The organism is Streptomyces sp. NPDC001380, from assembly GCF_042895785.1.
Taxonomy (GTDB): Bacteria; Actinomycetota; Actinomycetes; order Streptomycetales; family Streptomycetaceae; genus Peterkaempfera.
Genome location: NZ_JBIAWP010000023.1, coordinates 70571 through 96451, shown reverse-complemented (window position 1 = coordinate 96451; position 25881 = coordinate 70571). Strand labels below are relative to the sequence as shown.

General features: G+C 72.2%; 29 protein-coding genes, 3 tRNA genes and 1 pseudogene. 21 read left to right on the top strand and 12 right to left on the bottom strand.

The window, feature by feature from the left end:
- Window positions 1-364: 364 nt before the first annotated feature.
- On the top strand, window positions 365-970 hold the full coding sequence (locus tag ACFY07_RS24155) for a hypothetical protein (protein WP_390871536.1): 606 nt from the start codon (window positions 365-367) through the stop codon (window positions 968-970).
- A gap of 190 nt (window positions 971-1160) precedes the next feature.
- Here the strand turns inward: ACFY07_RS24155 and ACFY07_RS24150 are convergent, their stop codons facing one another.
- The 3 genes from ACFY07_RS24150 to ACFY07_RS24140 form a co-directional block, all read right to left on the bottom strand.
- Window positions 1161-2831 (bottom strand): DUF2326 domain-containing protein, encoded by a 1671-nt coding sequence (locus ACFY07_RS24150; protein ID WP_390871535.1) that lies wholly within the window; start codon window positions 2829-2831, stop codon window positions 1161-1163.
- Window positions 2832-3109: 278 nt separating this feature from the next.
- Window positions 3110-3895 carry an ABC-three component system protein gene (locus ACFY07_RS24145; RefSeq protein WP_390871533.1) on the bottom strand — a complete coding sequence of 262 codons (786 nt, stop codon included), beginning with the start codon at window positions 3893-3895 and terminating at the stop codon, window positions 3110-3112.
- 493 nt (window positions 3896-4388) lie between these two features.
- Window positions 4389-5204, bottom strand: a complete 816-nt coding sequence (locus tag ACFY07_RS24140; RefSeq protein WP_390871530.1) for a class I SAM-dependent methyltransferase — start codon at window positions 5202-5204, stop codon at window positions 4389-4391.
- 59 nt (window positions 5205-5263) lie between these two features.
- Here ACFY07_RS24140 and ACFY07_RS24135 point away from each other — a divergent pair, with 59 nt between their 5' ends.
- The 5 genes from ACFY07_RS24135 (at window position 5264) to ACFY07_RS24115 (ending at window position 8050) form a co-directional block, all read left to right on the top strand.
- Complete coding sequence (locus ACFY07_RS24135; RefSeq protein ID WP_390871529.1) at window positions 5264-5980, top strand: GntR family transcriptional regulator; 717 nt, start codon at window positions 5264-5266, stop codon at window positions 5978-5980.
- Window positions 5981-6520: 540 nt separating this feature from the next.
- The gene (locus ACFY07_RS24130) at window positions 6521-6808 is read left to right on the top strand and encodes a hypothetical protein (RefSeq protein ID WP_390871527.1); all 288 of its coding nucleotides are present in this window, start codon (window positions 6521-6523) and stop codon (window positions 6806-6808) included.
- Window positions 6805-7026: a hypothetical protein gene (locus ACFY07_RS24125; protein ID WP_390871525.1), complete on the top strand. Its 222-nt coding sequence runs from the start codon at window positions 6805-6807 to the stop codon at window positions 7024-7026. Before ACFY07_RS24130 ends, ACFY07_RS24125 begins: the two co-directional genes overlap by 4 nt.
- On the top strand, window positions 7023-7151 hold the full coding sequence (locus ACFY07_RS24120) for a hypothetical protein (protein WP_255744274.1): 129 nt from the start codon (window positions 7023-7025) through the stop codon (window positions 7149-7151). Before ACFY07_RS24125 ends, ACFY07_RS24120 begins: the two co-directional genes overlap by 4 nt.
- Window positions 7148-8050 (top strand): DUF2637 domain-containing protein, encoded by a 903-nt coding sequence (locus tag ACFY07_RS24115; RefSeq protein WP_390871523.1) that lies wholly within the window; start codon window positions 7148-7150, stop codon window positions 8048-8050. Before ACFY07_RS24120 ends, ACFY07_RS24115 begins: the two co-directional genes overlap by 4 nt.
- 49 nt (window positions 8051-8099) lie before the next feature.
- Here the strand turns inward: ACFY07_RS24115 and ACFY07_RS24110 are convergent, their stop codons facing one another.
- Window positions 8100-8276 carry a hypothetical protein gene (locus ACFY07_RS24110; protein WP_230746529.1) on the bottom strand — a complete coding sequence of 59 codons (177 nt, stop codon included), beginning with the start codon at window positions 8274-8276 and terminating at the stop codon, window positions 8100-8102.
- A 230-nt stretch (window positions 8277-8506) separates the two neighbouring features.
- Here ACFY07_RS24110 and ACFY07_RS24105 point away from each other — a divergent pair, with 230 nt between their 5' ends.
- From ACFY07_RS24105 to xerC, 14 genes and pseudogenes are all read left to right on the top strand, one after another.
- Window positions 8507-10687: a cell division protein FtsK gene (locus ACFY07_RS24105; RefSeq protein ID WP_390871520.1), complete on the top strand. Its 2181-nt coding sequence runs from the start codon at window positions 8507-8509 to the stop codon at window positions 10685-10687.
- Between the two features lie 144 nt (window positions 10688-10831).
- Complete coding sequence (locus ACFY07_RS24100) at window positions 10832-11083, top strand: hypothetical protein (RefSeq protein ID WP_390871518.1); 252 nt, start codon at window positions 10832-10834, stop codon at window positions 11081-11083.
- A gap of 41 nt (window positions 11084-11124) precedes the next feature.
- The gene (locus tag ACFY07_RS24095) at window positions 11125-11316 is read left to right on the top strand and encodes a hypothetical protein (protein WP_390871516.1); all 192 of its coding nucleotides are present in this window, start codon (window positions 11125-11127) and stop codon (window positions 11314-11316) included.
- Window positions 11317-11330: 14 nt separating this feature from the next.
- On the top strand, window positions 11331-11558 hold the full coding sequence (locus tag ACFY07_RS24090; RefSeq protein WP_390871514.1) for a hypothetical protein: 228 nt from the start codon (window positions 11331-11333) through the stop codon (window positions 11556-11558).
- Entirely contained in the window at window positions 11555-11833 is a 279-nt protein-coding gene (locus ACFY07_RS24085) for a hypothetical protein (RefSeq protein ID WP_390871512.1), read from the top strand. Before ACFY07_RS24090 ends, ACFY07_RS24085 begins: the two co-directional genes overlap by 4 nt.
- Window positions 11834-12474: 641 nt before the next feature.
- A complete protein-coding gene (locus tag ACFY07_RS24080) occupies window positions 12475-13131 on the top strand; it encodes a GGDEF domain-containing protein (protein WP_390871510.1) in 657 nt (218 codons plus the stop codon).
- A pseudogene (locus ACFY07_RS24075) lies at window positions 13038-13550 on the top strand (DNA cytosine methyltransferase); the annotation flags it as partial. The gene ACFY07_RS24080 and the pseudogene ACFY07_RS24075, both read left to right, overlap by 94 nt.
- Window positions 13537-13959: a hypothetical protein gene (locus ACFY07_RS24070; protein WP_390871548.1), complete on the top strand. Its 423-nt coding sequence runs from the start codon at window positions 13537-13539 to the stop codon at window positions 13957-13959. The pseudogene ACFY07_RS24075 and the gene ACFY07_RS24070, both read left to right, overlap by 14 nt.
- An 11-nt stretch (window positions 13960-13970) precedes the next feature.
- Window positions 13971-14159 carry a hypothetical protein gene (locus ACFY07_RS24065; RefSeq protein ID WP_390871546.1) on the top strand — a complete coding sequence of 63 codons (189 nt, stop codon included), beginning with the start codon at window positions 13971-13973 and terminating at the stop codon, window positions 14157-14159.
- Window positions 14156-14497 (top strand): hypothetical protein, encoded by a 342-nt coding sequence (locus tag ACFY07_RS24060; protein WP_390871508.1) that lies wholly within the window; start codon window positions 14156-14158, stop codon window positions 14495-14497. The genes ACFY07_RS24065 and ACFY07_RS24060 overlap by 4 nt, the downstream gene beginning before the upstream one ends.
- Window positions 14498-14574: 77 nt before the next feature.
- A complete protein-coding gene (locus ACFY07_RS24055) occupies window positions 14575-15468 on the top strand; it encodes a bifunctional DNA primase/polymerase (RefSeq protein WP_390871506.1) in 894 nt (297 codons plus the stop codon).
- Window positions 15469-15470: 2 nt separating this feature from the next.
- A complete protein-coding gene (locus tag ACFY07_RS24050) occupies window positions 15471-17024 on the top strand; it encodes a YfjI family protein (RefSeq protein WP_390871544.1) in 1554 nt (517 codons plus the stop codon).
- Between the two features lie 339 nt (window positions 17025-17363).
- On the top strand, window positions 17364-17552 hold the full coding sequence (locus ACFY07_RS24045; protein ID WP_390871504.1) for a helix-turn-helix domain-containing protein: 189 nt from the start codon (window positions 17364-17366) through the stop codon (window positions 17550-17552).
- On the top strand, window positions 17552-18754 hold the full coding sequence (gene xerC / locus ACFY07_RS24040; protein WP_390871502.1) for a tyrosine recombinase XerC: 1203 nt from the start codon (window positions 17552-17554) through the stop codon (window positions 18752-18754). Before ACFY07_RS24045 ends, xerC begins: the two co-directional genes overlap by 1 nt.
- An 83-nt stretch (window positions 18755-18837) precedes the next feature.
- On the opposite strand, the gene ACFY07_RS24035 is transcribed toward xerC, so the two are convergent.
- From ACFY07_RS24035 to ACFY07_RS24000, 8 genes are all read right to left on the bottom strand, one after another.
- Window positions 18838-18914, bottom strand: a tRNA-Phe gene (locus ACFY07_RS24035).
- A 35-nt stretch (window positions 18915-18949) separates the two neighbouring features.
- Window positions 18950-19023 (bottom strand) — tRNA-Asp (locus ACFY07_RS24030).
- 37 nt (window positions 19024-19060) lie between these two features.
- Window positions 19061-19133 (bottom strand) — tRNA-Glu (locus ACFY07_RS24025).
- Window positions 19134-19242: 109 nt separating this feature from the next.
- The gene (locus ACFY07_RS24020; protein ID WP_390871500.1) at window positions 19243-20949 is read right to left on the bottom strand and encodes a metallophosphoesterase; all 1707 of its coding nucleotides are present in this window, start codon (window positions 20947-20949) and stop codon (window positions 19243-19245) included.
- Window positions 20950-21066: 117 nt separating this feature from the next.
- On the bottom strand, window positions 21067-21408 hold the full coding sequence (locus ACFY07_RS24015; protein WP_230652238.1) for a metallopeptidase family protein: 342 nt from the start codon (window positions 21406-21408) through the stop codon (window positions 21067-21069).
- 148 nt (window positions 21409-21556) lie between these two features.
- A complete protein-coding gene (gene crcB / locus ACFY07_RS24010; RefSeq protein ID WP_390871498.1) occupies window positions 21557-21931 on the bottom strand; it encodes a fluoride efflux transporter CrcB in 375 nt (124 codons plus the stop codon).
- Entirely contained in the window at window positions 21928-22311 is a 384-nt protein-coding gene (locus tag ACFY07_RS24005) for a DUF190 domain-containing protein (protein WP_390871496.1), read from the bottom strand. The genes crcB and ACFY07_RS24005 overlap by 4 nt, the downstream gene beginning before the upstream one ends.
- Complete coding sequence (locus ACFY07_RS24000) at window positions 22308-22805, bottom strand: fluoride efflux transporter FluC (RefSeq protein WP_390871494.1); 498 nt, start codon at window positions 22803-22805, stop codon at window positions 22308-22310. Before ACFY07_RS24000 ends, ACFY07_RS24005 begins: the two co-directional genes overlap by 4 nt.
- A 1220-nt stretch (window positions 22806-24025) precedes the next feature.
- On the opposite strand from ACFY07_RS24000, the gene ACFY07_RS23995 reads away from it, so the two are divergent.
- The coding region (locus ACFY07_RS23995; RefSeq protein ID WP_390871492.1) for a DEAD/DEAH box helicase at window positions 24026-25881 on the top strand (1856 nt) is incomplete at its 3' end.

The window sequence follows — 25881 nt, the reverse complement described above, 5'->3', positions numbered from 1 at the left end:
GCACGACGCCGCAGCTCAGCGGGATAAGGGGAGGGACGTGCCATGACTCAATCCTCTCAGGGAATCGAGTCTCCATTCCAACCGGGGCGGTTCAGTGTGGTTCCGTCAGCAGCTGGGGCAGGTATTTAGAAGGTGCAGGCACCGGCACCAACTTGAGTTCCCTGGACCCGCGCTGCCGTGCCCGGGAGCCTGCGGGCGTTCGGCACCGCTCGGGCTCATTGCCGTCAGTCTGAGTAGCTTGGTCTTCACGCCCAAAGGGAGCAATCACGAGTGTTCGGCTGCCGTCTGCGCCAGTGCTCCCCCTCTGCGCCCCCTTGTGGTCTCCTCTCTGGCGCGTCATGGTCATGGACCAGGAGGGTGCTTCGTGGGGGATGACTTTTTGATCTCGGAATGGGCACACCAGACCTTCGGTGACCTGGCCGATCCGCTGGCCCGGGCCATCCCTGAGTGCCTGATTCGTGCTCATGCACGAGCCAAAGACGGACACCAGGGCGTTCATACTCAGACACTGGAGGCATACGGCCATGGACTGTACGCAGCTCAGTTCGAGGAGCTGGCATCCGGGCTGGGAGACCTCCCCGGTGCCGTTCCCGTTCGGCTGCTGGCTCGCACGGTGATAGTGGCCCGCGGGAACATCCTCTACCCGATCCGCTACGCCAAGAGGGACGTACCGGTCACGGCTGCCAGGCTCAAGCGTGCTGCCGGCCTGCAAGCCGATCTCATCCGCCGCCACGGACCCGAGCCGATGCAAGGAGAGCTGGACCTCGGCCTGGAAGAGCAGCAGGAAGAGATCTGCAGCGACCTGAACCAGCTGGACCCAGATGCTGGCCTGGTCCTGCTCGCCTACGCCTGCTCGATGGACCAGGGGGTGATGAGGCTTGAATGGGGTGCTGCTGAGCTGCGCCGAGACCGCTACCTCGGCTGGCATCAGCATGAACTCTTGTTCCCTGGGCAGCGGAAGTCGGCCTGAACGCGCCTGGCCTCCGAAACTGTGGATTGCACACACGGTTTCGGAGGCCCCGTGCGCCTCACAGATTTCTGCAGGTCAAACCTGCTTCGATGGAGAATGACACCCCCCTGTCCACTAACAGGCCACGGCGCCCAAGTCTGGGCCAGCGGCGAGACTTTGGCCCGCAAGACGCTGGACCGCCCATCATCGACTAGAAGGATGTCCCCAAGATCCCTCCTTCTTCGGTGTCCAGGACGATTCTCCGAGTTCCCTCGATGAACCAGTCGGCCTTGACCACGGATTCCGGGACGTCGTTGCTGTTCATCGTGCAAATGTACTGACCGCCCACGTCCTCTACGGTCTCCCGTACAAGGCTCAGGCCAGCAGCAACCTGCCGCGGGTCCACCCCGTCGAAGACGACAGAGTCGTGAATTAGAAATCCTGGGTGGTGGCTTTCTCCGGTTCCCTCTGCCATCAAAGTAAGGTCAAAGCAAAGCAGTTGCATTCTTGTAACTCCACCACTTGCAGAGGTGGATACGCGGATTGTGAATTTGAATCCGAGGTCATCAACTTCGGCGGTGAGGACACCGCCAACCCCATACAGCTCCTGCATCATCCGATCGAAGCGCGTGGCGACAGAATCCAGTTTCTGTCGATTTGCGCTGAGATCTCGAGCGGTCTCTTGGCGGAGTTGCGCTTTTTGCACCCTCACGCCTTCTTGCGCTTCCGCCAAATACCGTACATTGGTGAGTGCGGTCTCCACCTCAGTTACTCGCGCTGCTGCCTGAGCGCACTCGTTCTGCAAGGCGGACAGCTCTTCAAGGGCACCACCAGCATCAAGGACGGCAAGAATCGAATTCCTTGAGCTGGTTAGTGCTCTTATCCTCTCGTCGCGTTCGGCTTGCTGTGCCCTAAGGCGCTCCAGTTCAGACGAGAGAAACCTTCTCCTGTTTCCCATCAATTGCTGATGGAATGCTTCAACCTTCTCGAAGCTTTGCAGGGCCTCGGGATTAAAGGCCCTCTGCATCTCCTCGTAAAGTTCGGCTACCGCTTCGCCGGCCCCTGCGTCCCGCGTTCCCTGCTCGCTCTCGATAGATTCTGTATACAGTTCGATCATGCGGCGATCTACAAGGGCCTCATTTCTGAGTTCCTTCAGCTCTTCGGTAACCCTGTCGGCCCTGACGATAAGGCCACCTGGATCGTCAACTACTTGGAAACCTTGGACGCGGGAGGTGAGTTCTGCAAGGGTCCGTTGCGCCTCCACTAGCTCCAGCATGAGTTCTGGCTCCGGTCGCAAGGCTCCGGGCAGCAGGTTGTTCTTGGTAGCTCGCGCGATGGCCTTGTAAGTGTCAGAGTCCTCTTCAAGTCGAGAAAGGTCACGCACAAGTTCCCAGTTCAGGTTCAACAGGTACGCCACATGCTCGCGAGAGCTCCAGGCTGGCTGCTGCGGAATGATCTTCAGGGGATCTTTGACGGCGTCAGTGCGAACGACGTATGAAAGAAGCGTTCGGGCGGAGATCCCGCGGTCGCCACGCTCTCCAACTCGATCTAGGGAAAACAGCCCAAGCCCCAGAAGGAACTTCCAATCGTCCACGGAGATTGTCGAGTTTTCGTCGACGTAAGGGCGAAGAGTTCCAGAAAGCTCTGTCGGATAATCCAAGCGAAGCCTATTGCCGCCCTTAAGATTGCGCGTGGCGGCCAGTGTGCTGCCAAAGAGGTCGAGCTCTAGCGTAAATGACCACCCGGCTGCGCCTAGCGGGGTCATCGATTTCGAAAGCGTCCCACCAAGGCAATAGTTGATTGCCTGGATGAGAGTTGTCTTCCCTCGGGCATTTCTGCTGTGCTTATCCGATGCGCCTGGTGCCATTTCGGCCAGAACCACATTGAATCCTGGGCCGAAAGTGATAGGCTGGAACGATGCAAAATTCGATGAAATCTTACGCAGCACTTTCGGCCCCTTTAACGAGTTGTTGGCCTTCAAGGCGGAGAACCCCGAGGCCTACGAGTACGTCCAGCGTCAACACGAATCGTTCGAAGGGGAGTGAGCCGAAGAGTGAGCGATAGGTGGCCCATCCGGCGCCCACCGATGCTGCTGGTGGCATGCTTCGATACAGCTCGGCCGCATGTACCGCCAAGCTATCGGATGGCTTCAGGTATCGATTAGGCAGCAGGATGCTCATGCTCGAACAGCTCGCAGAGTTGGAATAGGTAGGCTACCGTCGCAAGCGTCGCTGCACGTAGTTTATCGTTTTCAACGGGACCAGCGTTATCTAGAGCTACGGCGCAAATGAACTCGAAAAGATCGTCGCCTTGAAGCCCCTGAGCGAAGCCGCTGTAATATTCGCTTTTGAATCGGGCCGCAAGGCGGTTTCCGAAATTTGGGCGCAATTTGCCGATTGCGGACAGGAAATCTTCAACTTCGGTCGACTTGGCAAGCCCGACTCGAATGCGTTCCTCGGCTATCGGCCCAAGTGAATTGAGCTCAATTTTGCGCTTGATGTCGATCGGAATTACGATCTCGTCGCTGGTGCGCTCGTCCCCGGTTCCGATGAACTTGCATACAAGCTCAAGGTCGTCGAATCCTACCTGGCCCATCGCATGGCTCATGGCCCGGGCAACGGTGTGCTCGTGTTTGGCCTTGATGTCTTGCAGGAACTCGACGGTGTGGTAATCGAGCTGAGTGTCGACGATGTCGTGATGAGGGCCGCACAGATACACGAGATTATCGGCGCTGCCTCTCTGTTCCGGTGTCATGTCCTTGTCGTAGCGTGGGCCGTTCGCGCTCGCCGCACGGATGTGTGCAACCTTGCCTACGGCCTTGTGCAGGTCTGCAGCTGTCTTGGCATCGATGCTGAGGGCAATGCCGCAACTTGGGTACGCGCAACGGTCGCCGCTGCGTTGGATAACGATCTTCTCCTGCGCTCTGGGTACTGGGTCGCGCACCATGGCCCCCGATTCGTCCGACTCAGCAAGGGCTGTAGTTTACGATCTAGTTGCTCAATCTCATAAGGGGTTGGGCATCTGCGGGGGCTCAGTTCTCGTGAAGCCCGGCGGCCTACGGGCCATCATCCCGCTGCTTCTACCCGCCCCGGCCCCAACTCCCACCGCCTCACCCCACAGGCCGGCGCCCACCCGTGAGCCTCTCCATCTCGGAGCCTGAGGCTCCCGCCAGAGGCATCGTCTTGAGCCACACTCGTGTATGCCCTCGGTCGCATCGCGGGTTCGTCGCCCATCAACCCGAGCCGTCAGTCGTACGGCTGGCGGCCGGGCTGGAGCGGGGCGGAGACGGGAGCGCAGGCCAGGGCGACGGGCCGCGCGCGCCGCGCCGTGCGCGGCGGGTGCCTTGAACCCGTGGAGAAGGTTGTTACTTGCACCAGTCCGGCGCTGCATCGCTTCCGGGGCGTATGCGGCCTGCAGCCAAGCGGCAGCCATGTCTGAGCTACTCCGGAGCCCTTCCCACTGCGAGCAGGTGAGAGCTTGCTGAGAGGAGCTCAGGGTACGGCTCCGCCAGTCGCGCTGCGGTGAGGACAGACTCGAAGAGCGCTTGAAGCGCGGACGGCTCGATAGCAGGCAGGTGCTCCGCCGTCTTGAGGAGCGACCAAGCGGGTCCCTCGATCCCGAACACCGTCACGTCGATAAACCCCACGGCTCGCAGTTCATCCGCCAGTTCCTCAGCGCGGTGAAAGTACGCGAGGGTGAACCCGCGCGTGCCGTCGTGGATGGCTGTGCGGAGGATTTCGGAGATGGTCACCTGCAGCCGCTCGTTCTGCAGGTGGGCGAGAGCTGCGTGCTCGAAGAGCGCCGAGTATCGGTTGATAGCGGCGGCTGCGACTAGTCCTCCGGGGGCGAGCACACGACGTGCTTCGGTGAGGGTCTGGTGCCGGTCGGCAGGGTCCGGCAGGTGATAGAGGGGACCCAGGATCTGTACGACGTCATAGCTGGCGCCCACCGCTTCCAGCGCGCGAGCGTCGCCCAGTGATGCAGGGCAGATCTCCGCCGCCTGTTCTACGTGTCGCGCAATGGGATCAACTAGATCGACGCGGTAGCCATCTTCGACCAGCCAGCGGGCGTGTACGCCGGTGCCGCCGCCGACGTCCAGGATGCGTGCGGGGGCCGGCGGGAGGAAGCGCCGCAGGATCTCCTGAGTGCGGAGCAGTTCAAGCCGCCCGTCTGCAGACGCGCTCAGGCGAGCGTCCTCGTCGATGACCTGAGAGTAGAAGCGCTCGATCTCTGGTGCCAACTCTGGTTTCGACATAACGGCAGTATCCTGTGTACCGGTGGACCAGTCCAGCACTGCTACCGACAAGGGGAGCCATGGCTCTGTTGAAGTACGAAGAGATCGCGGAGTCCCTGCGCTCCCGGATCGCAGCAGGGGAGTTCGCGCCTGGGGAGACCCTGCCGTCCGGGCGGGACCTGGCCGAGCAGTGGGGCGTCTCGCGGGCCACCGCCGTCAAGGCCATGGACGTGCTGCGGAACGACGGCGTGGTGGAGGCCAGGCAGGGCACGGGCTTCGTCGTCACCGAGACGCCGGTTGCCCGGCCGGCGGGCGGGCGTCGCGCTGGTTCGGCGCGGGTGGCTGGCGGAATGCCGTTCCTGCGCATCGGGGCGCCCGACTGGGCCGAACCCCCGGCGCACGTGGCTGCCGCACTCCGGATGGAGGCCGGCGCGGAGGCGCTTCGCCGCATCCGTGTGCTGCAGCTTCCTGACGGCAGCCCGCACAGCTACGTGCAGGCATGGTTCCCGCCCGAGGTGGCCCAGGCTTCGCCGCGGCTGGCGCAGACCGCGCCCATCGCGGAGGGTACGACGCGGTACGTGCGCCGGCAGACCGGCCGGTTCCCCGTGGAGGGCGTGGACGTGACCACGGTGCGGCTGGCCACCGAGACCGAAGCCCTGCACCTTGCACTGTCGGGCTCCGCTCCCGTGGCCGTGGTGCTGCATACGGCCCTCGACCAGGAGGGGCGCCCTCTGGTGTGCGAGGAGGGCGTGACTCCCGGGAGCCTCTATGAACAGGTGGACACCTACGCGATGTAGCTGCAGCACAAGCGCAAAGCTGGACCGGTCCGCCGGTCCAGCTTTTTTCATGCGCTTCATGCCCTCCTAGCTGCAGGAACGTTCTCTGCCCTCGCGAAGTGGCTGCAACTTGCTTGACTGGACCGGTCCACCGGTCCAGTTTTCTCATGTGGCCGCAAGCCCGACCGGAGCAGTCCGAGTCGGGGCTGCTGCGCCATGCCTAAAGGGGCCCGGGACAGAGCGGGCCGAGGGACCCGGACCCCTGGTCAACCGGAGGGCAAGACCGAAAGGTCACGTCGTCTGTGCCTGAAACGGGAGCGCGCTCCCGAAGAGACGACACCGCCGACCTCGCTCCGCCCGGGATGCCCGGGCGGAGCGAGGTCGGCGCTGCACGAGTGTTTTTGGTCCTCGTCCTGCAGGTGTCTGCCGCAGGACGGGGGTCATGGCTGCTCGTCATCCGATGAGTGGCCCCGGCTTATGAGTCGGGGCGGCTGCCTCCCGGCCAAGGAAAGCGCAGCCGCCCCGCTCCGGGCCGATCCGACCCGTGAAGTAGACCGACCCGTGAGGACCTTCGTTTCAGGTCAGTACGCCGCTACGGCGGCGGAGTTCGCCGAGCTGGCGCTCGGTATCGACACCGAGCTGTTCGCCGGCCCGGCTAGCCCGGAGTCGCCCGAGGAGCGGGCGGCGCGGCTGGATGTCGCGGACGCGGTGCTGGCGGACCTGCGCCGGGAGGACCCGGAGCTGGCCGCCTACGCCGCCGCTCTGCTCACCACCGCCCCCGTGCCGCTGGGCTCCCGGCGGCCGGCCGCTGCCCGCCGCCTCGCCGTCCCGGCGGGGGTGGCGGCATGAGGACCGGACCGTTCCCTGCCGTGCTCGCCCGACTGCGGCTGCTGGCCGTGCTCGCCGGCCTGGCGTGGCTGCTGGGCATCACCCCCGCCGTCCCGGTGCGGCTGCTGCTGCTCGTCATGGGCGCCATGGTCCTGGCCGTGGACGTCCTCTCCGACGCCGCCCGCCCCACCGGCCCCGCCCGCACGCCGGGCCGCGACACCCGGGGAGGTGCCCGGTGACCGCCGCCGCCCGCGAGGCCGCCGCCCGCGCCGCCGAGGCGGCCAGGGCCGCCGCTGCCGCCGCCCACGCCGCGGCCGAGGCCGCCCGCCGGGCCCGCGAGGCCGCTACCGGGGGTGCCCGGTGAAGCGCGGACCGAAGATCCTGCTCGTGCTCGGACTGCTGGCCGTGGTCGGCATGGCGTTCCGGGTCTCCTGGAACGCCCTGCGCGACGTGGCCCACGCGATCGGCGCGGACCCGGTCGCCGCCACCGTCTACCCCCTGGTGGTCGACGGCCTCATGGCCCTCGCCCTGGTCGCCGCCCTGGTCCTGCCCGAGGGCGACCGCCGGTTCGCCCTGCGGATCCTGGCCGGGTACACCGCCGCGTCGCTGGTGCTGAACTACGTGCACGGTCTGGTGCCCGGCCTGCACGGCTCCGGCCGGGTGCGGCTGGCCGACTGGTCGCCCGCCAACTGGGCCCTGGTGCTGCTGGCCACCTCGCTGCCGGTCGGCTCCATCTTCTACGGCTCCGACCTGGTCGCCAAGGTCCTCCACCACCGCCCCGCGACCGGCGAAGCGCCACAGACCATGACGAATCGGTCGGTGCCTGACCTGCCCGCCCCGGCCGACCCCGCCCCGGAGAAGCCGGTCTACGCCCCGCCGCCCCCGCCCCCGACCGAGGCAGCACCGGTCGCCGCCGTGGCGGCCGACTCCCGCCCGACCGCGACCGCCCGTGCGGTCCGGCCGCGCAAGCCGACCGGGAAGCTCCCGGCCGCCGCCCGGTCGGCCCGACCGGTCCGCACTGCGGAGGAGCTACTGACCGAGGCCCGGGCCGCCACCGCCGGGTGGCCGGACCGGGAGCTGACGGCCGACCGGATCCGGGTCGCGGTCCGCACCTCCGCCGAGAGGGCCCGCACCCTGCGGGACGCCCTCAGGGCCGAACGGACCGCTGCCGCGCACCCGGCAGGGCTGCACCTGGTCACCGGCCCGGCCCCCGAGGCAGACCCCGCCCAGGAGGCCGCTCCGGACGCCGCGGCGGGTGAGTGAGGGTCGCCTCTGGTGACGCTCGCCCACGCTGCCGTACTGCTGGCTGCGGCTAGACGCTCTTCTTCGGCAGGGGCGACCACAGGACGATCAGCAGCGTGGCTATCGGCCCGAGGAGCAGGGACACAAACCACCAGTTCAAGCCGCTGCGGCCCTTGCCCTGCGCAAGACCCGCGTTGACCAGGGACAGGGTGAACCAACCGCCTGCGGCGTCGGTCGAGTTGCTCATGAGGTTCCTCGCTCAGTCGACGACCCTCCCGTCTGAACGAGGGCCGTCGCAGGCTACAGCCGCTCAACTCCCCGGCGAAAGGTCAAAAGCCCAGCTCAGAGTGGCTTATGCCGCCTCGGCCGCAGCCTGACCGATCTTGCGCCACATCTCCTGTTTCGACCCGGGGTGCGCCCTCGCTTGCCGGCTTCCGGCGCGCCCCGGCACCTCCACTCATGAGAGAGGCACGCGAAGTGAACCACGACCTGCCCGACCCGGACGATGAGCTGTTCGCCCGCCTGGAGGCGGACCTGACCGCCGACTTCCCCGAGACGCCGGGGGGTGAGGTGGTGGACCTGGGCAAGGCCCGCACCGCCCGCCGCCCCTCCGGCGACCCTGCCGCCGTGCCGGTGGTCGGTACCGCGGCGGACGCGGACGACGACCCGGACGACACCGTGTACGTGGACGACCCGGCCGCCGCCCCCGCCGACGTGGCGGCCGAGCGGCGGCGGGAGCCGATCCTGCCGAAGTGGGCCAGCAACGCGGAGCAGTTCAAGGCCGCCGCCCGCTGGGCCGCCGGCCAGGCCGCCTACGTCACCGCCTACCACGCCGCCCGCTCCCCGCTGTACGCCGCCCGCCTGACCGCCCGCGCCCCGCGCGGTGCCGCCCGGGTCATCGGAGGCGCTGGCCGCTGGGTGGCCGACGCCCAGGGGGCGCCGATGCGGGCGGTGGCGGTGCGCAAGGAGGACGCGGAGCTCTACCTGCGGCTCACCCGACAGCGGGACGCCAAGGTGCGGCTGCGGACCCTGATCGCGGCCCTGGTCGCCGCGTTCGGGATCGCGTTCGTGGCGGTGCTGCTGGTCATGACCCCCGGCTGGACCCACCTGGCGCTCGCCGCCGCCACCGTCGCGGCCCTGGGGTGGGCCGGGGCCCCGGCCGACGCCCCGCTGGTCACCCGCGCGGTGGTGAAGACCCGCGCTCCGCGGCTCACCTCGGACATCGTGGAGCGGGCGCTGCTGGCGCTGGGCATCGGCGGCATGGGCAAGGGGGAGATCACCTTCCCCGCCCCCATCACCCGCGACGGCCCCGGCTGGCGCGCGGACGTCGATCTGCCCCACGGCGTGACGGCCGGAGACATCATGGAGCGCCGCAAGCGCCTGGCCTCGGGCCTGCGCCGCCCGCTGGGGTGCGTGTGGCCGGAGGGCAACGCGGACGAGCACGAGGGACGGCTCGTGCTGTGGGTCGGGGACAAGGACCTGTCCAAGGCCGAGAAGATCGCATGGCCGCTGGCCAAGGCCGGCCGCCACGACCTGTTCAAGCCCGTGCCGTTCGGCCGCAACCCCCGCGGCCAGTGGGTCGCGGTGCCGCTGGTGCAGCACAACGTGCTGTTCGGCTCCCAGCCCGGCCAGGGCAAGACCTCCTCCGTCCGCGTCCTCGCGGCCGGCGCCGCCCTGGACCCCACGGCGGAGATGTGGACGCACGAGCTGAAGGGCTCCGGCGACCTGGACCCCTTCGAGCCCATCTCCCACCGGTTCGTCTCCGGCATCGACGACGACTCCATCGAGTACGCCGCCGAGTCCCTCACCCTGCTCCGCAAGGAGGTGATGCGCCGCACCGGCGCGCTGAAGAGGCTCCCGCGGGACCTGTGCCCGGACAAGCGCGTCACCCGCGAGATCGCCGACAAGCGGATCGGGCTGCACCCGCTGGTCTGCATCGTGGACGAGTGCCAGAACCTGTTCGCCCACGCCAAGGTGGGCAAGCAGGCCGGGGAGGACGCCGAGTTCATCATCAAGATCGGCCGCGCGTTCGGCGTGATCCTCATCCTGGCCACCCAGCGCCCCGACAAGGACTCCCTGCCCACCGGCGTCTCGGGGAACGTGTCCATCCGGTTCTGCCTGCGGGTCGCCGGCCAGGTCGAGAACGACATGATCCTGGGCACCTCCGCCTACAAGAACGGCATCCGCGCCACCACCTTCCGCCCCGAGGTCGACGCCGGCCTGGGCTACCTCGCCGGCGCCACCGCGACGCCGACCGTGGTGAAGACCGCCTACCTCGACACCCCCGCCACCGAGGCCATCGCCAAGCGCGCGCACGCCATGCGCGCCGCGGCCGGCACCCTCACCGGGCACGCGGCCGGGGAGGCGCCGGAGCGCTCCGACCCGCACGCCACCCTGCTGGACGACCTGGAGGCGGTCTGGCCGTCCGGGGAGGCCCGGGTGTGGGGCGAGACCCTGACCGGCGCCCTGGCCGCCCTCCGCCCCGACACCTACGCCGGATGGGCGCCGGAGCAGCTGGCCGCGGCCCTGCGGCCGCTGGGCATCGAGCCGGGGCAGATCGGCCGCCGCATCGACGGCAAGACCGTCAACCGGCGCGGCTACGACCGCGACCACATCACCGCCGCGATCGCGGAGCGTGACCGGAACCGGTCCGCCTGACCGCCCGCCCGGGGTGCTAGCGCTAGCGGGCCCACCCCGCTAGCGCTAGCACCCCCGCTAGCACCCCAAAACCCACCCCACCAGTGCGCTAGCGCATAGCACCCCACCTGCGCAAACCCCCGAAACCGGCCCCGGAGGCCCCCTGTGACCCTCCTCCTGCTCGCCCTCGCCTGCCTGGCCGCCGTCACGCTCGGTTACGTCGGGCTGTGTGCGGTCCAGCCGTTCGGGCCCTGCCGCGCCTGCCACGGCATCGGCTTCCAGACCACCACCGACCGCAAGGGCCGCCTCAAGCGCGGCAAGGACTGCCGCCGCTGCAAGACCACCGGCCACCGCATCCGCACCGGCCGCCACCTCTACAACGCCTGGCGCCGCACCTACCGCGCCGGCACCCGCTGACCCCCCGCCCACGCACCGCCCGACTGATCGGGAGTCCTGCCGTGCTCATCACCTTCTCGACCGCGTTCGTCTTCGGCCTGATCACCGGCGTCCTGGTGTGGACCAAGCGCGTCGGCATCGGCACCGCGCTCGCCGTGTGGCTGTCCGGCTTCACCCTCGCCTCCACCGGCCTGGCCGGGCCCGTCAACACCGCCCTCGCCTCCGCCATCACCGCCCTGACCCAGCTTCACTGAAAGGAGCCGCCGCCGTGCCCACGCTGCCCGCCCTGCCCGTGCCGCCCAGCGTCCGGCCGCTGGCCGCCGCCCACTTCAAGGACGCCCTGCGCGCCCTGGAGAGCGGCGACCGGCCCGCCGCCGTCCGCGCCCTGCTCGACATCGACCCCGAGTCCTGGACCGGCATCGAACACCGCCTCGCCCTGCTCGGGGAGGACTTGGCCGCCCTGCTCACCCTCGCCGCCGCGGACGTGGTCCGGTGACCGGCGACGCGGTGTTCCTCGCCGCCGCCACCGCCCCTGCCGCCCTCCTCCTGCCCCCGCTCGCCGTCGCCTGGCGGCGCTCCGCCCGGCAGGGCGCGGCGGTGCTGGCGATGCTCGCCGACGAACGCGCCAAGCGCACCATCGGCCCGGACGACGACGGCCCGCCGCCCCCGGACGGCGGCCAGCCCACCGAGGCACCCGCGCACCTGGCCCCGGTCATCCCCCTGCACACCCGCACCGCCCCTGTGGCTGCTCGGATGCGGCGCGCGATCTGAAGGCAGCCCCTGTGTCCGGTAGTCGCGGGCCGGGGGGGCGCGGTGGCTCAGTGCAGCGTTCGCTGTCTCCACCACCGCCCTACGTCCCACTCATTTACCGTGCCGATGAACGGGCTTGTACGCCGCCGTAGCCGATTGTCCAGAGGCTCCAGAAGACATCCGAGATCTGCTCTGGCCCGCGGTGGCAATCGGTGCAGCACCACGTCCAACCGGTCACGCGCTGTGAGCCAGTCACACCCCGGACATGGACAGGGAAAGAGATCCATACGGCCGGGCTCGCAGACCGCTTCCCGGTAGCGGGCCAGGTCTGCCGCGACGTCACCCGGCAACAGGCCGTCGCTCTGCAACTCGACACGTCGGATGGCCACTCGGGTGGCGGCAGACACCCCGGCGACCTGCCGTAGGGGTCTGCCAAAGCTCAATCTCCGCTGCTGAGCGCGGAGCAGGTTCGGGCGCCTACGCGGCATAGCCCTTTCGGTTCGAAGTCACAGCGTCATCCTTCCACGCTCACCGCAACTCCCGCTGCCCGATTAACCCCGTCCATGCACGAGCCCCGGGACCGGTCGGCATCTCCCGCCAAGGTTCCGCCGTCCGCCCCGGGGCCCTACCTGACCGCTCGACACGGAACAGGAGATCTCAGGATGCACCCGCCCGCGCTGCTCGCACAGCGCCACCTGCCGGCCATCCTCGCCGCAAGCGTGCCGCTCGCCGGATGGGCCGCCACCACCACCGTCCTGGCCCGCCGCCTGGACGCCGCCCGCCGCGACCCGCTCACCGGGCTGCACACCCGCGACGCGTTCACCGTCCGCGCCACCCGCCTGATCGCCCGCCGACCGGTGCTGGTGGTGCTGGTGGACCTGGACGGCTTCAAGGCCCTCAACGACACCCGCGGCCACGCCGCCGGAGACGCCGTCCTCGCGCACATCGCCTACCGCCTCGTCGCCGCCGTCGGCCCCACCGGGGCGGTGGGGAGGTTCGGCGGGGACGAGTTCACCACCGCCCACCCCTGCCCCCGCGCCGAGGCCGCCGCCGTCCACCTGGCCCGGCTGTACGACTGCCTCACCGAACCCGTCCCGTTTGGGCCCGACCTGCTGCCGGTCGGCGCCTCGCTCGGCGGCCACCTCGCCACCCTCGGCACCACCCTGGCCGACGCTCTGACGGCAGCGGACGCCGCGATGTACGTGGCCAAGAGGGGCGGCGGCGGATGGGAGCTGTCCGAGCACCCCGCCCCCACCTACGCCGCTGCCCCGCGCCGCTGGCGCCGCCACCGTCCCGCCGCCGAGCGGAGGGCGGCGTGATGGCCGGGCCGCTCGCGTTGGGGTCGCTGTGCTCCGGATACGGGGGGCTGGACCTGGCCGCCGCCGCGGTGTTCGGCGCCGAACCGGTCTGGCACGCCGAGGTTGACCCCGGCGCGGCCCGCATCCTGGCCCGGCACTGGCCGGATGTGCCCAACCTGGGGGACCTCACCGCCGTGGACTGGCACCGGGTGGAGCCGGTGGACGTGCTCTGCGCCGGCTACCCCTGCCAGCCGTTCAGCACCGCGGGCAAGCGGAAGGGAGTTGCCGATGCCCGACACCTGTGGCCCCACATCGCCGCCGCCCTTCGCGTTCTTCGACCCCGATGGGTCGTGCTGGAGAACGTCGCAGGGCACCTTTCCCTGGGATTCGACACCGTCCTCGCCGACCTTGCCCGCCTCGGGCTCGATGCGGAGTGGTGCACTGTTCGCGCGTCCGACGTGGGCGCCGCCCACCCCCGACGGCGCCTGTTCGCGCTCGCCCGACCTGCCCACCCCCCGGGCCCGCGACGCCAAGGGGAAGGGATACCCCGACGGCCTGCCGAGCACGGTCGGGCGCCTGCTGCCCACCCCCTCCACCTCGGAGGCTACCGGGACCGGGCACGCCGCACGGGGCGGGATGAACCTGCGGCACACCGTCTCCCTGCTGCCCACCACGACGGTGGGGGACTCCAAGGGGGCCCGGCAGGCCACCGTCAGCCGCCCGCGCTCCACCTCACCGACCCTCACGGACCTGATGTGGAGTGGGGCCCCTACGCCCCCGCCGTCCACCGCTGGGAACGCCTCCACGGACGGCCCGCGCCCGCACCAACCGACGCTCTGGGACGCCTGAACCCCGCCTTCGTGGAATGGCTGATGGGCCTGCCGGACGGATGGGTCACCGCCACCGACGGCCTGTCCCGCACCGCCCAGCTCCGCGCCCTGGGCAACGGCGTCGTCCCCCGGCAGGCCGAGGCCGCCCTGCGCCACCTGCTCGACCGCGTCACCACCGCAGACGGCACCGGCCACGACGGGGAGGTGAGGGCCGCATGACCGCCCGCCCGCCCCTGGTCGGGGCCGCCACCTGGCAGGCCGTCATGCAGACCGCGAACCATCGCTGCCAGTGCGCCGGGCAGTGCGGCGACCCCCACACCCGCGGCGGCGGACGCTGCGACCGCGCCCACGGCGGCCACCATCACCGCCACGGCGGCGGCACCGTCCGCCTCCTCGCGGCCCCGGCCGACCCCGCCCACCTCACCCTCCCGGCGCACCGCGCCGCCGCCCTCCCCGCCGGGGAGCTGGCCGCCTGGTGCCCGCCCTGCCACGACGCGGCCCGCCGCACCGCCCGCACCGCCGAGGCGGCCCCGCCCGACGCCGACGCCCTGTTCTGACCCGCCCCGCGCGCGGCGCCCGCCCCCGTGCTGGGCGGGCGCCCGTGCCCCTCCCGCTCGAAGGGAGTACCGCCCGCATGACCGCACGCCCCGACCCCGCCCTGACCTCCGCCGCGCTGGCCTGCGCCGGCCGCGGCTGGCACGTCTTCCCCCTCACCCCCGGCGCCAAGAAGCCCGCCATCCGGGACTGGGAGCACCGCGCCACCACCGACCCCGGCCGCATCCGCCGCTGCTGGCAGTCCGGCCCGTTCAACATCGGTCTGGCCTGCGGCCCCTCCCGGCTGCTGGTGGTGGACCTGGACACCCCCAAGCACCCCGGCGACACCCCGCCCGAGGCGTGGGCGCTGCCCGGCGTCGTGGACGGCGCGGACGTGCTCGCCGTCCTGTGCGAGCGCGCGCACCTGCCGTTCCCCGACGGCACGTTCACCGTGCGGACCCGGTCCGGGGGGCTGCACCTGTACTTCGCCGTCCCCGAGGCAGTGCCGCTGCCGCCGTCCACGGTCGGCACGCTGGGGTGGAAGGTGGACACCCGCTGCCGCGGCGGCTACGTCCTCGCCCCCGGCTCCGTGGTGGACGGCGTCTCCTACCGCGTGGAGCGCGACGTCCCGCCCGCGCCCCTTCCCTCCTTGCTGATCAGCAAAGAGGCCCCGGCCCGGCAGGCGCCGCGCATCACCCCCGCCCGGTGGCGGGAGCGGATGAGCGACGCCGACGCCTACAGCCGCGCCGCCCTGGACGGCGAGACCGTCCGCGTCCGCACCGCCCCGGAGGGGCAGCGCAACCACACCCTGTTCCGCGCCGCCGCCGCCCTCGGCCGCTTGGTGGCCGCCGGCACCCTGCCCCGCGAGGCCGCCGAAGGGGCACTCACCGAGGCCGCCGCCGCCGTCGGGCTGGGGGAGGCGGAGATCCGCCGCACCCTCGCCTCCGGCCTCGCCCGCGGCGCCCAGCTCACGATCCCGGGGGTGGCCGCGTGAGCATCCACAGCCCTGTGGGCGGATCCCTCTTCGCGGACTGGGACGCCGCCCTCACCCCGCCCCCGCAGCCCGAGGCGGAGGTGTGGGAGGACCCCATCCCCCTCGGACAGGCCCGCGCCCTGCCCCCGTTCCCCACCGACGCCCTGCCCGCGTGGCTGGCCGCCATGGTCGCGGCGGTGGCGGAGGAGACGCAGACCCCGCCGGACCTGGCCGGGTGCGTCGCCCTGTCGGTGCTCTCCACCGCCGCCGGCGGCCGCGCGCAGGTGGCGGTGCGGGGGCGGTGGCGGGAGCCGGTGAACACCTTCATCGCCGTCGCCCTGCCGCCCGGCAACCGCAAGAGTGCCGTCTTCTCCCTGATGACCGCGCCCCTGCTCGCGGTCGAGAAGGCCCTCGTGGAGACCAGCGCCGCCACCCGCGCCGAGGCGGAGACCACCGCCCGCCTGGCCCGGGCCGCCGCCGACAAGGCCGCGGCCAAGGCCGCGAACGCCGCCCCCGACGAGCGCGACGCCCTGACCGCCGAGGCCGTCGCGCTGGCCCAGGCCGCCGAGGCGGCCACCGTCCCCGAGCGGCCGCAGCTGGTGGCCGACGACGTCACCCCCGAGGGCCTGGCCACGCTGCTGGCCGAGCAGGGCGGCCGAATGGCCGTCCTCTCCCCGGAGGGCGGCATCTTCGACATCATCGCCGGCCGCTACTCCGGCACCCCCAACATGGACGTCTTCCTCAAGGGCCATGCCGGGGACGTGCTGCGGGTCAACCGGCAGGGAAGAGACCGCCAGTACATCGAGGCCCCCGCCCTCACCATGGGGTTGGCCGTCCAGCCGTCCGTGTTCACCGACATCGCCAAGGTCAAGGGGTTCGAGGGCCGCGGCCTGCTCGCCCGCTTCCTCTACTGCCTCCCGGCCTCCCTGGTCGGCTACCGCAACCTCACCCCCGACCTCATCCCCGAACCGGTGGCGGAGGCGTACACGCGGCAGGTGGCGGCGCTGACCCTGGCCCTGGCGGGCTGGACGGACCCGGCGGTGCTCACCCTCACCCCCGAGGCGGACGCCGCGATGCTGGCCCACCAGCAGGGCACCGAACCCAAGCTCCGCAAGGGCGGGGCCCTGGCCCACATCGACACCTGGGCCAGCAAACTCGACGGCGCCGTCGCCCGCCTCGCCGGACTCCTCCACCTCGCCGCCCACCCCGCCGACGGCCATGCCCGCCCCATCGACGCGGACACCATCCGCGCGGCCGGCCGCCTCGGGGACTACTTCACCGCCCACGCCCTGGCCGTCTTCGACGCCATGGGCTCCGACCCCGCCCACGCCGGCGCCCGCACCGTCCTGGACTGGCTGCGCGCCAACCCCGCCGACCGCATCTCCCGTCGGGAGCTGTTCCGCAAGCTGCCCCGCGGCGAGTTCCCCACCGTCGCCGACCTCGAACCCGCCCTGGCCCTGCTTGAAGAGCACGGCTGGCTCCGCCAGGAAGCACCCCCGGCTCGTGCCTCCCGCGGCGGTCGGCCGCCCGCGCCCCGGTATGCGCTGCACCCGGCCATCACCCACCCCGGCCCCTGACCCCCGGACACAACCGACAGAACTGACACAACCCCGCTTCGGCACGGCTGACCAGCGCAAACGCCGCCAGGCAGCCGCGAGACACAACCTCCGGAAACTCAGACACAACCCCGGCCACACGGCCGACCCCGGGTTTTGGCGGAGTTTCCGGAGGTTTCGTCACACCACACCCTGGCGCCGAATCCCCAGCTCAGAACCCACAGTCGGGGGTTCTGTCAGTTCTGGCGGTTCTGTCACGCCCCCACCGCCCGGAGTCGCCCTTGCGCATCCGCCCCACGGCACCGAAGACACGTGCCACCGCACCGCTACTCCGCCCACTGACGCCGAGGAGGCACCCCAGTGACCACCGCCACCCCCGAGGCCCTGACCGTCCCCGAGGTCATGGCGGCGCTCCGGCTCAGCCGCAGCAAGCTCTACGACCTGCTGCGCTCCGGCGAGCTGTCCAGCATCAAGATCGGCCGTTCCCGCCGCATCCCCACCGACAGCCTCGCCACCTTCCTCCGCAACCGAATCGAGGGGAATGCCTGATGGCCAAGCGTGCCAACGGTGAGGGAAGCATCAGCCGCCGGAAGGACGGCCTCTACCACGGCCGGGCGTACGTCACCACGACCTCGGGCATCCGCAAGCGCGTCTCGGTGTACGGCAAGACCCGCGAGGAAGCGCACCAGAAGATCACCAACCTCCAGGCCCAGGACAACCAGGGCGTCCCGACCCCCGACACGAACGTGACCGTGGAGGAGTACCTGGCCTACTGGCTGGCCGCCATCGTCAAGGCCCAGCGTCGTCCCAAGACGTACCAGGGCTACGAAAGCGTGGTGCGGGTCCACCTGGTCCCTGCCCTGGGCAAGCGGAAGCTGCGGACGCTGCGGGCGGCGGAGATCCGCAACTGGCTGGGGCGGCTGGCCACGACGTGCCAGTGCTGCCGGCACGGCTGGGACGCCGCCCGTACCGAGCCGAAGTGCTGCGAGGCGGGGGAATGCTGCCGCTCCCACCTGTCGCGCCGCATGGTGCAGTCCGTGCACGCGGTGCTCCGCAACGCTCTGGAGAACGCCGTGCGCGAGGAGCTGATTGTGCGGAACGTCGCCAAGCTCGTGCAGGTGCCGACGCCCGACTACGGCATCGGGAAGGGGCTCACCGTCCCTCAGGCCCGGCTGCTGCTCAAGGAGTCCCGCAAGGACCGGCTGCACGCGCTGTACGTTCTCGCGCTCGTCATGGGGATGCGCCGCGGCGAGCTGCTGGGCCTCCACTGGGATGCCGTCGACCTGGAGCGCGGCACGCTGATCGTGTCCAGCAACCTCCAGCGGGTGAAGGGGGAGCTGTTGCTCGGCCCGACCAAGACGGCTTCCTCACTGCGGACGCTGCCGCTTCCCTCGCTAGTGGTCGAGGCCCTGGAGGAGCACCGCGAGCGGCAGGCGCAGGAGCGCGCCGCGGCCGGGGACCGGTGGGCCGAACGGGGGCTCGTCTTCGCCTCCCGGGTCGGTACGCCGATCGAGCCGGACAACCTCCGCCGCAGCTGGTATCCGCTCCGGCGCCGTCTCGGCCTGGACCTCCGGTTCCATGATCTCCGCCACACCTGCGTCACGCTGCTGCTCGACCTCGGGGTGCCGCCCCATGTGGTCCGCCAGATCGCCGGCCACAGCGACATCGCGGTCACGATGAAGGTCTACGCCCACGCCTCCCTCGACGAGCAGCGCAGGGCGCTCGGTGCCCTCGGGGAGCGCCTGGGCTGACCCGTTGGGGTACGGGTTGGCGTAGGAGCACGCAAAAGAACCCCCATCCCGGAGGGGGTGGGGGTTCTGCTGCTGGTCAAGCATGGTGGCCAGGGCCGGGGTCGAACCGGCGACCTTCCGCTTTTCAGGCGGACGCTCGTACCAACTGAGCTACCTGGCCGTACTGCACTGCGCATCCCCAGGTTAGGGGATGAGCGATCCCGACGGGACTTGAACCCGCGACCTCCACCTTGACAGGGTGGCGAGCTAACCAACTGCTCCACGGGACCTCGTGACGCAGATGGACTCTGCGCATGGGTACTGCGGTGCCCCCAACGGGATTCGAACCCGTGCTACCGCCTTGAAAGGGCGGCGTCCTGGGCCACTAGACGATGAGGGCTTTATGGCCCACCCGGCTTCCTTGCGGCCGTCGGGGACGTTCAGAAGCATATGGGATGCCGGGCGGGAACGCCAAAACCGTTTGCGGCCTGTCGCCCCGTCGCCGCCGGTCAGGGGGAGGCCGAGGGCGCCGGGTCCTGGGGGGAGCCCGTCGCGGACCCCGTTGCCGGTCCCGGCGGCCGTCCCGGCGTGGCGCCGGGGGAGGCGCCCGCCGGCGTGCCGGACGGGGCGCCGGCGGGGGAGGCCGGGGAACCGCCCGCGGGGGAGCCTGCCGGCGTGCCGGACGGGCCCGGAGACGGGGGCCCGGCGGGGGAGGCGGACGGGCCGCCCGGCGCGGGGGAAGAGGACTCGTCGGCCAGGTGCCGGTCGATCTGGGCGGTGGTGCGGCCCAGGCCGCCCAGGGTGATGTCGTCCCAGGCCTGCAGCCGGTGGGTCACCCGGTCGAAGTACAGGACGGAGAGGCTGACCGGTGTCGGCGGGTTGCTCTCCAGCGCCCGCAGCCCGGAGCCGCCGGTCGAGCCCTGGACGAAGATCCGGGTGCCGTGCTCCAGCATCCGGGTGTCGCGCACGTGCGTGTGGCCGGCGAGGACGAGCGGCACCCGCCCGTCGAGCTGCTGGGCGGCGGTCGGCTCGTGGACGGCGGCGATGTCCGGCGGCGTCCGCATGCCGGCGATCCGCGCGGCGAAGGCCTTCCCCATCGCCTCCTCGGCCGGCTCCCCGCCCACCTGGACCGACCGGTCCGGGGTGAACTGCGGGTCGCCCCAGCCCGCGATGCGCAGCCCCGCCACGGTCGCCGTGCGGCCCTCGTCGAGCACGACGGCGTGCCGCTGCCGGGCGACGGCCGCCTGGCTGCCGGCCGAGTCGTGGTTGCCCCGCACGTAGACGTAGGGCGCGCCCAGGCCGGGGATGCCGTCGGCGAAGGCGTCCTCGGCGGCGGAGCCGTGGTCCATCAGGTCGCCGGTGTCGACGACGGCGTCGATCCGGTACTCGGCGACCACCGAGCGGATGAGGTCCCAGGCGGCCGGGTTGAGGTGGATGTCGGAGACGTGCAGCACCCGCACCGTCCCCGGGTCGGGGTTGTAGGCGGGCAGCGTGGTCGCGGCGTCGTAGAGCTTGGTGACGTTGCCGACCAGGCGGGCCAGCTCCTGCCGGTACACGCCGAAGTCGGCGACGATCGACCGGGCGTTGCCGACCACCTGGGGCGCGCCGGTCAGCAGGCCCGTGAAGTGCGGCTCCAGGACCGACTTGGGGTTCCAGCTGAGGGCCGCCCCGCCGAGGGACGCCGCCAGGAGCCCGAGCGAGGCGCCCGCGGCGGCCAGGGCGCGGCGCGGGCGGCGGTACACGACCAGCCCGACCGCGCAGGAGCCGGCCGCGACGGCGGCCGCGGCGCGCAGGCCGAGCTCCAGCATGCCGTGCTCCACGCCGGAGGCGACCTCGTCCTGGAGGTTCGCGAGGCGGGCGGGGTCCTTGGCGATGGCGCGGGCGGCGTCGGGGTTCAGCCGCCGGACGTCGACGTCCAGGCGGAGCGGCGCGCGGTGGGTGTCCAGTTCCAGGGAGCCGAGCGGGGCGATGTCGACCCGGCTGCCGCCGTGCAGGTCGGGGTGGAGCGACATCCGCGTCTCCACGGGCCCGACCCTGGCTGGGGAGGTTCCCGCGACCACCAGGCCGAGCCACCCGCCGAACACCGCCACCGCGGCCAGGACGGCCGCGCGGCGCAGCCCGGGTCCGGGCCGTAGGAACCGGCCCGGTCCGCGTCGGGGCGGCCGGCCGGCCGGGCCGGGCACGGTGCGCGGGCTGGGGCGGGTGTCGGCAGGCATGCTGGGGATCATGCCCGGGGGCCCCGTCCCTTATACGGATGCCGGCGCGGGCGGGGAGCGCCCGGGCGCGGCGCGGACGGGCGCCGGGCTCCCGACCCGGCGTCAGGGGCCCTCCGGTCAGGCCCAGCCGAGTTCGTGCAGCCGCTCGTCGTCGATGCCGAAGTGGTGGCCCACCTCGTGGACGACGGTGGTGCCGATCTCCTCGACGACCTCCTCGCGGGTCCCGCACATCCGCAGCGTCGGGCCCATGTAGACGGTGATCCGGTCGGGCAGCACCCCGGCGTACCACTCGCCGCGCTCGGTCAGCGGCGTGCCCTCGTACAGGCCCAGCAGCTCCGGGTCGCCGGGGTCCGGCTCCTCCTCGACGAAGACGGCGACATTGTCCATGAGCTTCGCCAGCTCGGCGGGGATCCGGTCCAGGGCGTCGCCGACGAGGGACTCGAACTCGTCTCGGGTCATCTCCACAGGCCCATTGTCGGGCCCGCGCCGCGCCCGGCCCAGACCCCGCACCGCGCCCGGTCCGGACCCCGTGCCGCGCCCGGTCCGGGCCCCGTGCCGCGCCTGGTCCGGGCCCCGTGCCGCCCGCACCGGCCCGGGCGGGCCCGGCTCAGCCCCAGACGGCCCGGGCGATCCCTCCGCCGGCGAAGGCCGCGCCCAGGCCCGCGGCGATGCTCACGGCGACGTTCGCCGCCGCGTACAGCCGGGCGCCCTGCTCGGCCAGCCGCAGCGTCTCGTACGAGAAGGTGGAGTAGGTGGTCAGCGCCCCGCACAGGCCGGTGCCCAGCAGCAGCTGCAGCGAGGACGGGGCGGCGCCGGCGGCGGCCGCGCCCGTCAGGACGCCCAGCACGAGGCAGCCGGCGACGTTGACGGCCAGCGTGCCCCAGGGGAAGACCGCGTCGTGCCGGGCCTGCACCGCGCGGTCGGTGAGGTAGCGCAGCGGCGCCCCGACCGCGGCGCCGGCCGCGACCAGCAGCCAGGTCATCCGGCGGCCTCCCCGTACCCGCCGGACGCCTGCCCGCCGGACGTCCGCCCGCGGCCGCCGCAGCGGACCACCTCGACCCGCTCCAGGGTCACCAGGCCGCCGGTGAGCAGTTCGTCCAGGTGGGGGAGGAACCCGTGGATCCGCTCCTCGGTGTCGACGATCACCACGGCCACCGGCAGGTCCTCGCTGAGCGACAGCAGCCGGGTGGTGTGGATCCGGGAGGACGCGCCGTAGCCCTCCACGCCGTGGAAGACGGACGCGCCGGCGAGTCCGGCGGCGTGGGCGCGGTGGACGATCTCGGAGTGCAGGGGGCGGTGGTGCCAGGTGTCGCTCTCGTTGATGTGGACGGTGAGCCGCACGGCGGGTCCGGTCGTTCTCATCGGGTCCTCCGGAGCAGCAGGCGGCGGGTGAGGGCCGACGCCGCCCAGACGGACAGCAGGGCCGCGGCAGCGGTGGCGGCCAGGTAGGCGGCGGCGGTCGCGGCCCGGCCGGACGCCAGCAGCCGCTGGGCGTCGACCGCGTAGGTGGAGAAGGTGGTGAAGCCGCCCAGCACGCCCGTGCCGAAGAAGGGCCGGAGCAGCCGGTGCGCGGACCACGCCTCGGTCAGGAGCACCATGAAGACGCCGATCGCGGCGCATCCGGCCGCGTTGACGGCCAGGACGGTCCAGGGGAGGGCGCCGGGCGCGGTCGCCCACAGCAGGGTCGCCCCGTAGCGGGCCCAGGCGCCCAGCACGCCGCCGGCAGCCACCACCGCCACCACCGGGCCCTGGCCGCGAAGGAGGGGCGGCCGGACGGCGGACCGGGGGGCGGGAAGGGGGAGGCCGGACGCGGAGGCCGGGGGTGCCCCTGCGGTGCCGGGCCGCGGTGTCTGCACGGGGCCTGCTCCTCCTCGTCGCCGTGCCCCGGCGGGGCGCGGCGCGCGCCGGGCGCACCCGCCGTCGCGCGCCCCCGCGGGGCCTCCCAGCGTACTGCCGCCGTACGGCCGCCGCGCTGCCGTACGGGCTGCCGTACGGGCTGCCGCCCGGGCGGACGCAGCGGCCGTGTCCTCACGGCCGTGCGCGCGTTGGGCACCCGTAGTGGCCGCACGCAGCGGGCGGCCCGGGTGGGGCGTACGAGAGGCTTTCCCGTGACTGCGGTTACTCCCGTGACATGTGCGACGTGTCGTCCCGCGGCGGCGGCGCCCGCCACCCGGCTCGCGCGCACCGCGCCGGCCGCCCGGCCCGTGCCGCGCCGCAGGGCCCTCGGCCGCGCCCTGGCCGCGGCGGCCGGCGCGGTGCTGGCCGCCGGGGCGCTGGGCGGCTGCATGGACGTGAGCAGCGTGCCCGCCTCCCAGGGGCCGACGTCCGACGGCGGCCGGGGCGCGGCCGACCAGGTCGGCCGGGGGGTGGGCGGCCGTCCGGGGTACGGGGGCTCCCGCCCGGTGCCGGCGGGCTCCAGGGGGCCGGGCACGGTGGACGCCTCCCCCTCCGCCTCCGGGACGGCGGTCCCCTCGCCGACCCCCGGCGCCACGGCCCACGCGTCCGGCCGGGCCTCGGCGCCGCCGACGGGTCCGGTGCCCGGCGGAGGCGGTACCGGGACCACCGGGCGGCCCGCCCCGGGGGGCACGGGCGGTCCTCCGGGGAGTGCCTCCCCGTCGTCGAGCCCCCAGCCGAGCGTGTCGCCCCCCGCCTCCCCGGCGTCGCCGTCCGCCTCCCCCGCCCCGGACCCCGCGCCCAGCGGCGCCTCCCCGTCGGCGCCGGCCGGTGCGGGCGGCTCGCCGCACTGAGCCTCCCCGCCGGCCCGCCCCGGCCCGCGGCACGCCGCCGGGAATACCCGGCCCGCCGCCGGGGTTCCCCGCACGTCCTGCGGCCCGTGCCGCGGGGCGGGCCGGGCGGTGTGCCCCGGACGGGCCGGCCGGCGGCCGGTGCTCCGAACGGGCGATTTGCGTGCCCCCGTCCGCGGCGTCTATAGTGGTAGATCGTTTGATTTCATCTGCCCGGCGCCGCTCCCCTACAGGCGCCCTTGGCGCGTTCCGGCGATCCGTGGCTTGACTGCATCGAGGCGGTCTGTGCGAACCCGCGGACTTAGGCGCGTGCCACTTCCGGAAGGTTCTGCATGTCTCTCGTTGACGACGACCGCTTCGCCATGCCCGCGGACGGTTCCGCCGCCGATGCCCCCGCCGTCGACCAGCAGGTCGACGCCCCCGTCACCACCACCGCCGACCCCGGCACCGCCGAGGCCCCCGAGGCCGGCGCCGCCGAGGAGCCGACCGTCACCTTCGGCGACCTGGGCCTGCACCAGGACATCGTCCGCGCCCTCGCGAAGCGCGGCGTCACCACCCCGTTCCCCATCCAGGCCGCGACCATCCCGGACGCGCTGGCCGGCAAGGACGTGCTGGGCCGCGGTCGCACCGGCTCCGGCAAGACCCTCAGCTTCGGCCTGCCCCTGCTCACCCGTCTGGCCGAGGGCCGCACCCGGGCCAAGCGCCCGCGCGGCCTGATCCTCGTCCCGACCCGCGAGCTGGCGATGCAGGTCTCCGACGCGCTGGAGCCCTACGGCTCGGTGCTCGGCCTCAACCTCAAGGTGGTCTGCGGCGGAACCTCGATGCCGCGTCAGATCTACGCGCTGGAGCGGGGCGTCGACGTCCTCGTCGCCACCCCCGGCCGCCTGCGCGACCTGATCGACCGCGGCGCCGCCACCCTCGACGAGGTGCAGATCGCCGTCCTCGACGAGGCCGACCAGATGGCGGACATGGGCTTCCTGCCCGAGGTCACCGAGATCCTCGACCTGGTGCCGGCCGGCGGCCAGCGGATGCTCTTCTCGGCCACCCTCGAGAACGAGATCGACACCCTGGTCAAGCGCTACCTGCAGAACCCGGTCACCCACGAGGTCGACCCCTCCGCGGGCGCGGTCACCACGATGACCCACCACATCCTCGTGGTGAAGCCGAAGGACAAGGCGCCGATCACCAGCGCCATCGCCGCCCGCAAGGGCCGCACCATCATCTTCGTCCGCACCCAGATGGGCGCCGACCGCGTCGCCGAGCAGCTGCGCGAGGCCGGTGTCCGCGCCGACGCGCTGCACGGCGGCATGACCCAGGGCGCCCGCACCCGGACCCTGGGCGACTTCAAGGACGGCTACGTCCACGTGCTCGTCGCCACCGACGTCGCCGCCCGCGGCATCCACGTCGACGGCATCGACCTGGTGCTCAACGTCGACCCGGCCGGCGACCACAAGGACTACCTGCACCGCTCCGGCCGCACCGCGCGCGCCGGCCGGTCCGGCATCGTCGTCACCCTCGCCCTGCCGCACCAGCGGCGCGGCGTCTTCCGCCTCATGGAGGACGCCGGGGTGGACGCCTCCCGCCACGTGGTGGGCGGTTCCTTCGACGCCGACGTGGCCCGCATCACCGGCGCCCGCTCGCTCACCGAGGTGCAGGCGGAGGGCGCGGCCGGCGCCGCGAAGGCCGCCGAGCGCGAGGTCGAGGACCTGGCCCGCCGCCTGGAGAAGCTGCAGCGCCGCGCCGCCGAGCTGCGCGAGGACGCCGACCGCCTGGCGGCCCGCGCCGCCCGCGAGCGCGCCGAGCTGGGCATCGAGGACGAGCCGTCCGACGCCGTCGAGGCCCCGGCGGCCGAGGCCGACGCGCCGGTGGCCGCCCCCGCGGACACCGACGCCGCCCCGTCCGCCGCCCCCGCCGCCGAGGAGGCCGCTCCGGCCGCCGACGCGGAGGAGCGCACCCGTCCGTTCAACCGGGACCGTGACGACCGCGGTGGCCGTTCGTTCGAGCGTCGGGACGACCGTGGCGGCTTCAGCCGCGACCGCGGTGGGGACCGTCCGTTCAACCGGGACCGTGACGACCGTGGCGGTCGTTCGTTCGAGCGTCGGGACGACCGTGGCGGCTTCAGCCGCGACCGCGGTGGGGACCGTCCGTTCAACCGGGACCGTGACGACCGTGGCGGTCGTGTACGTTC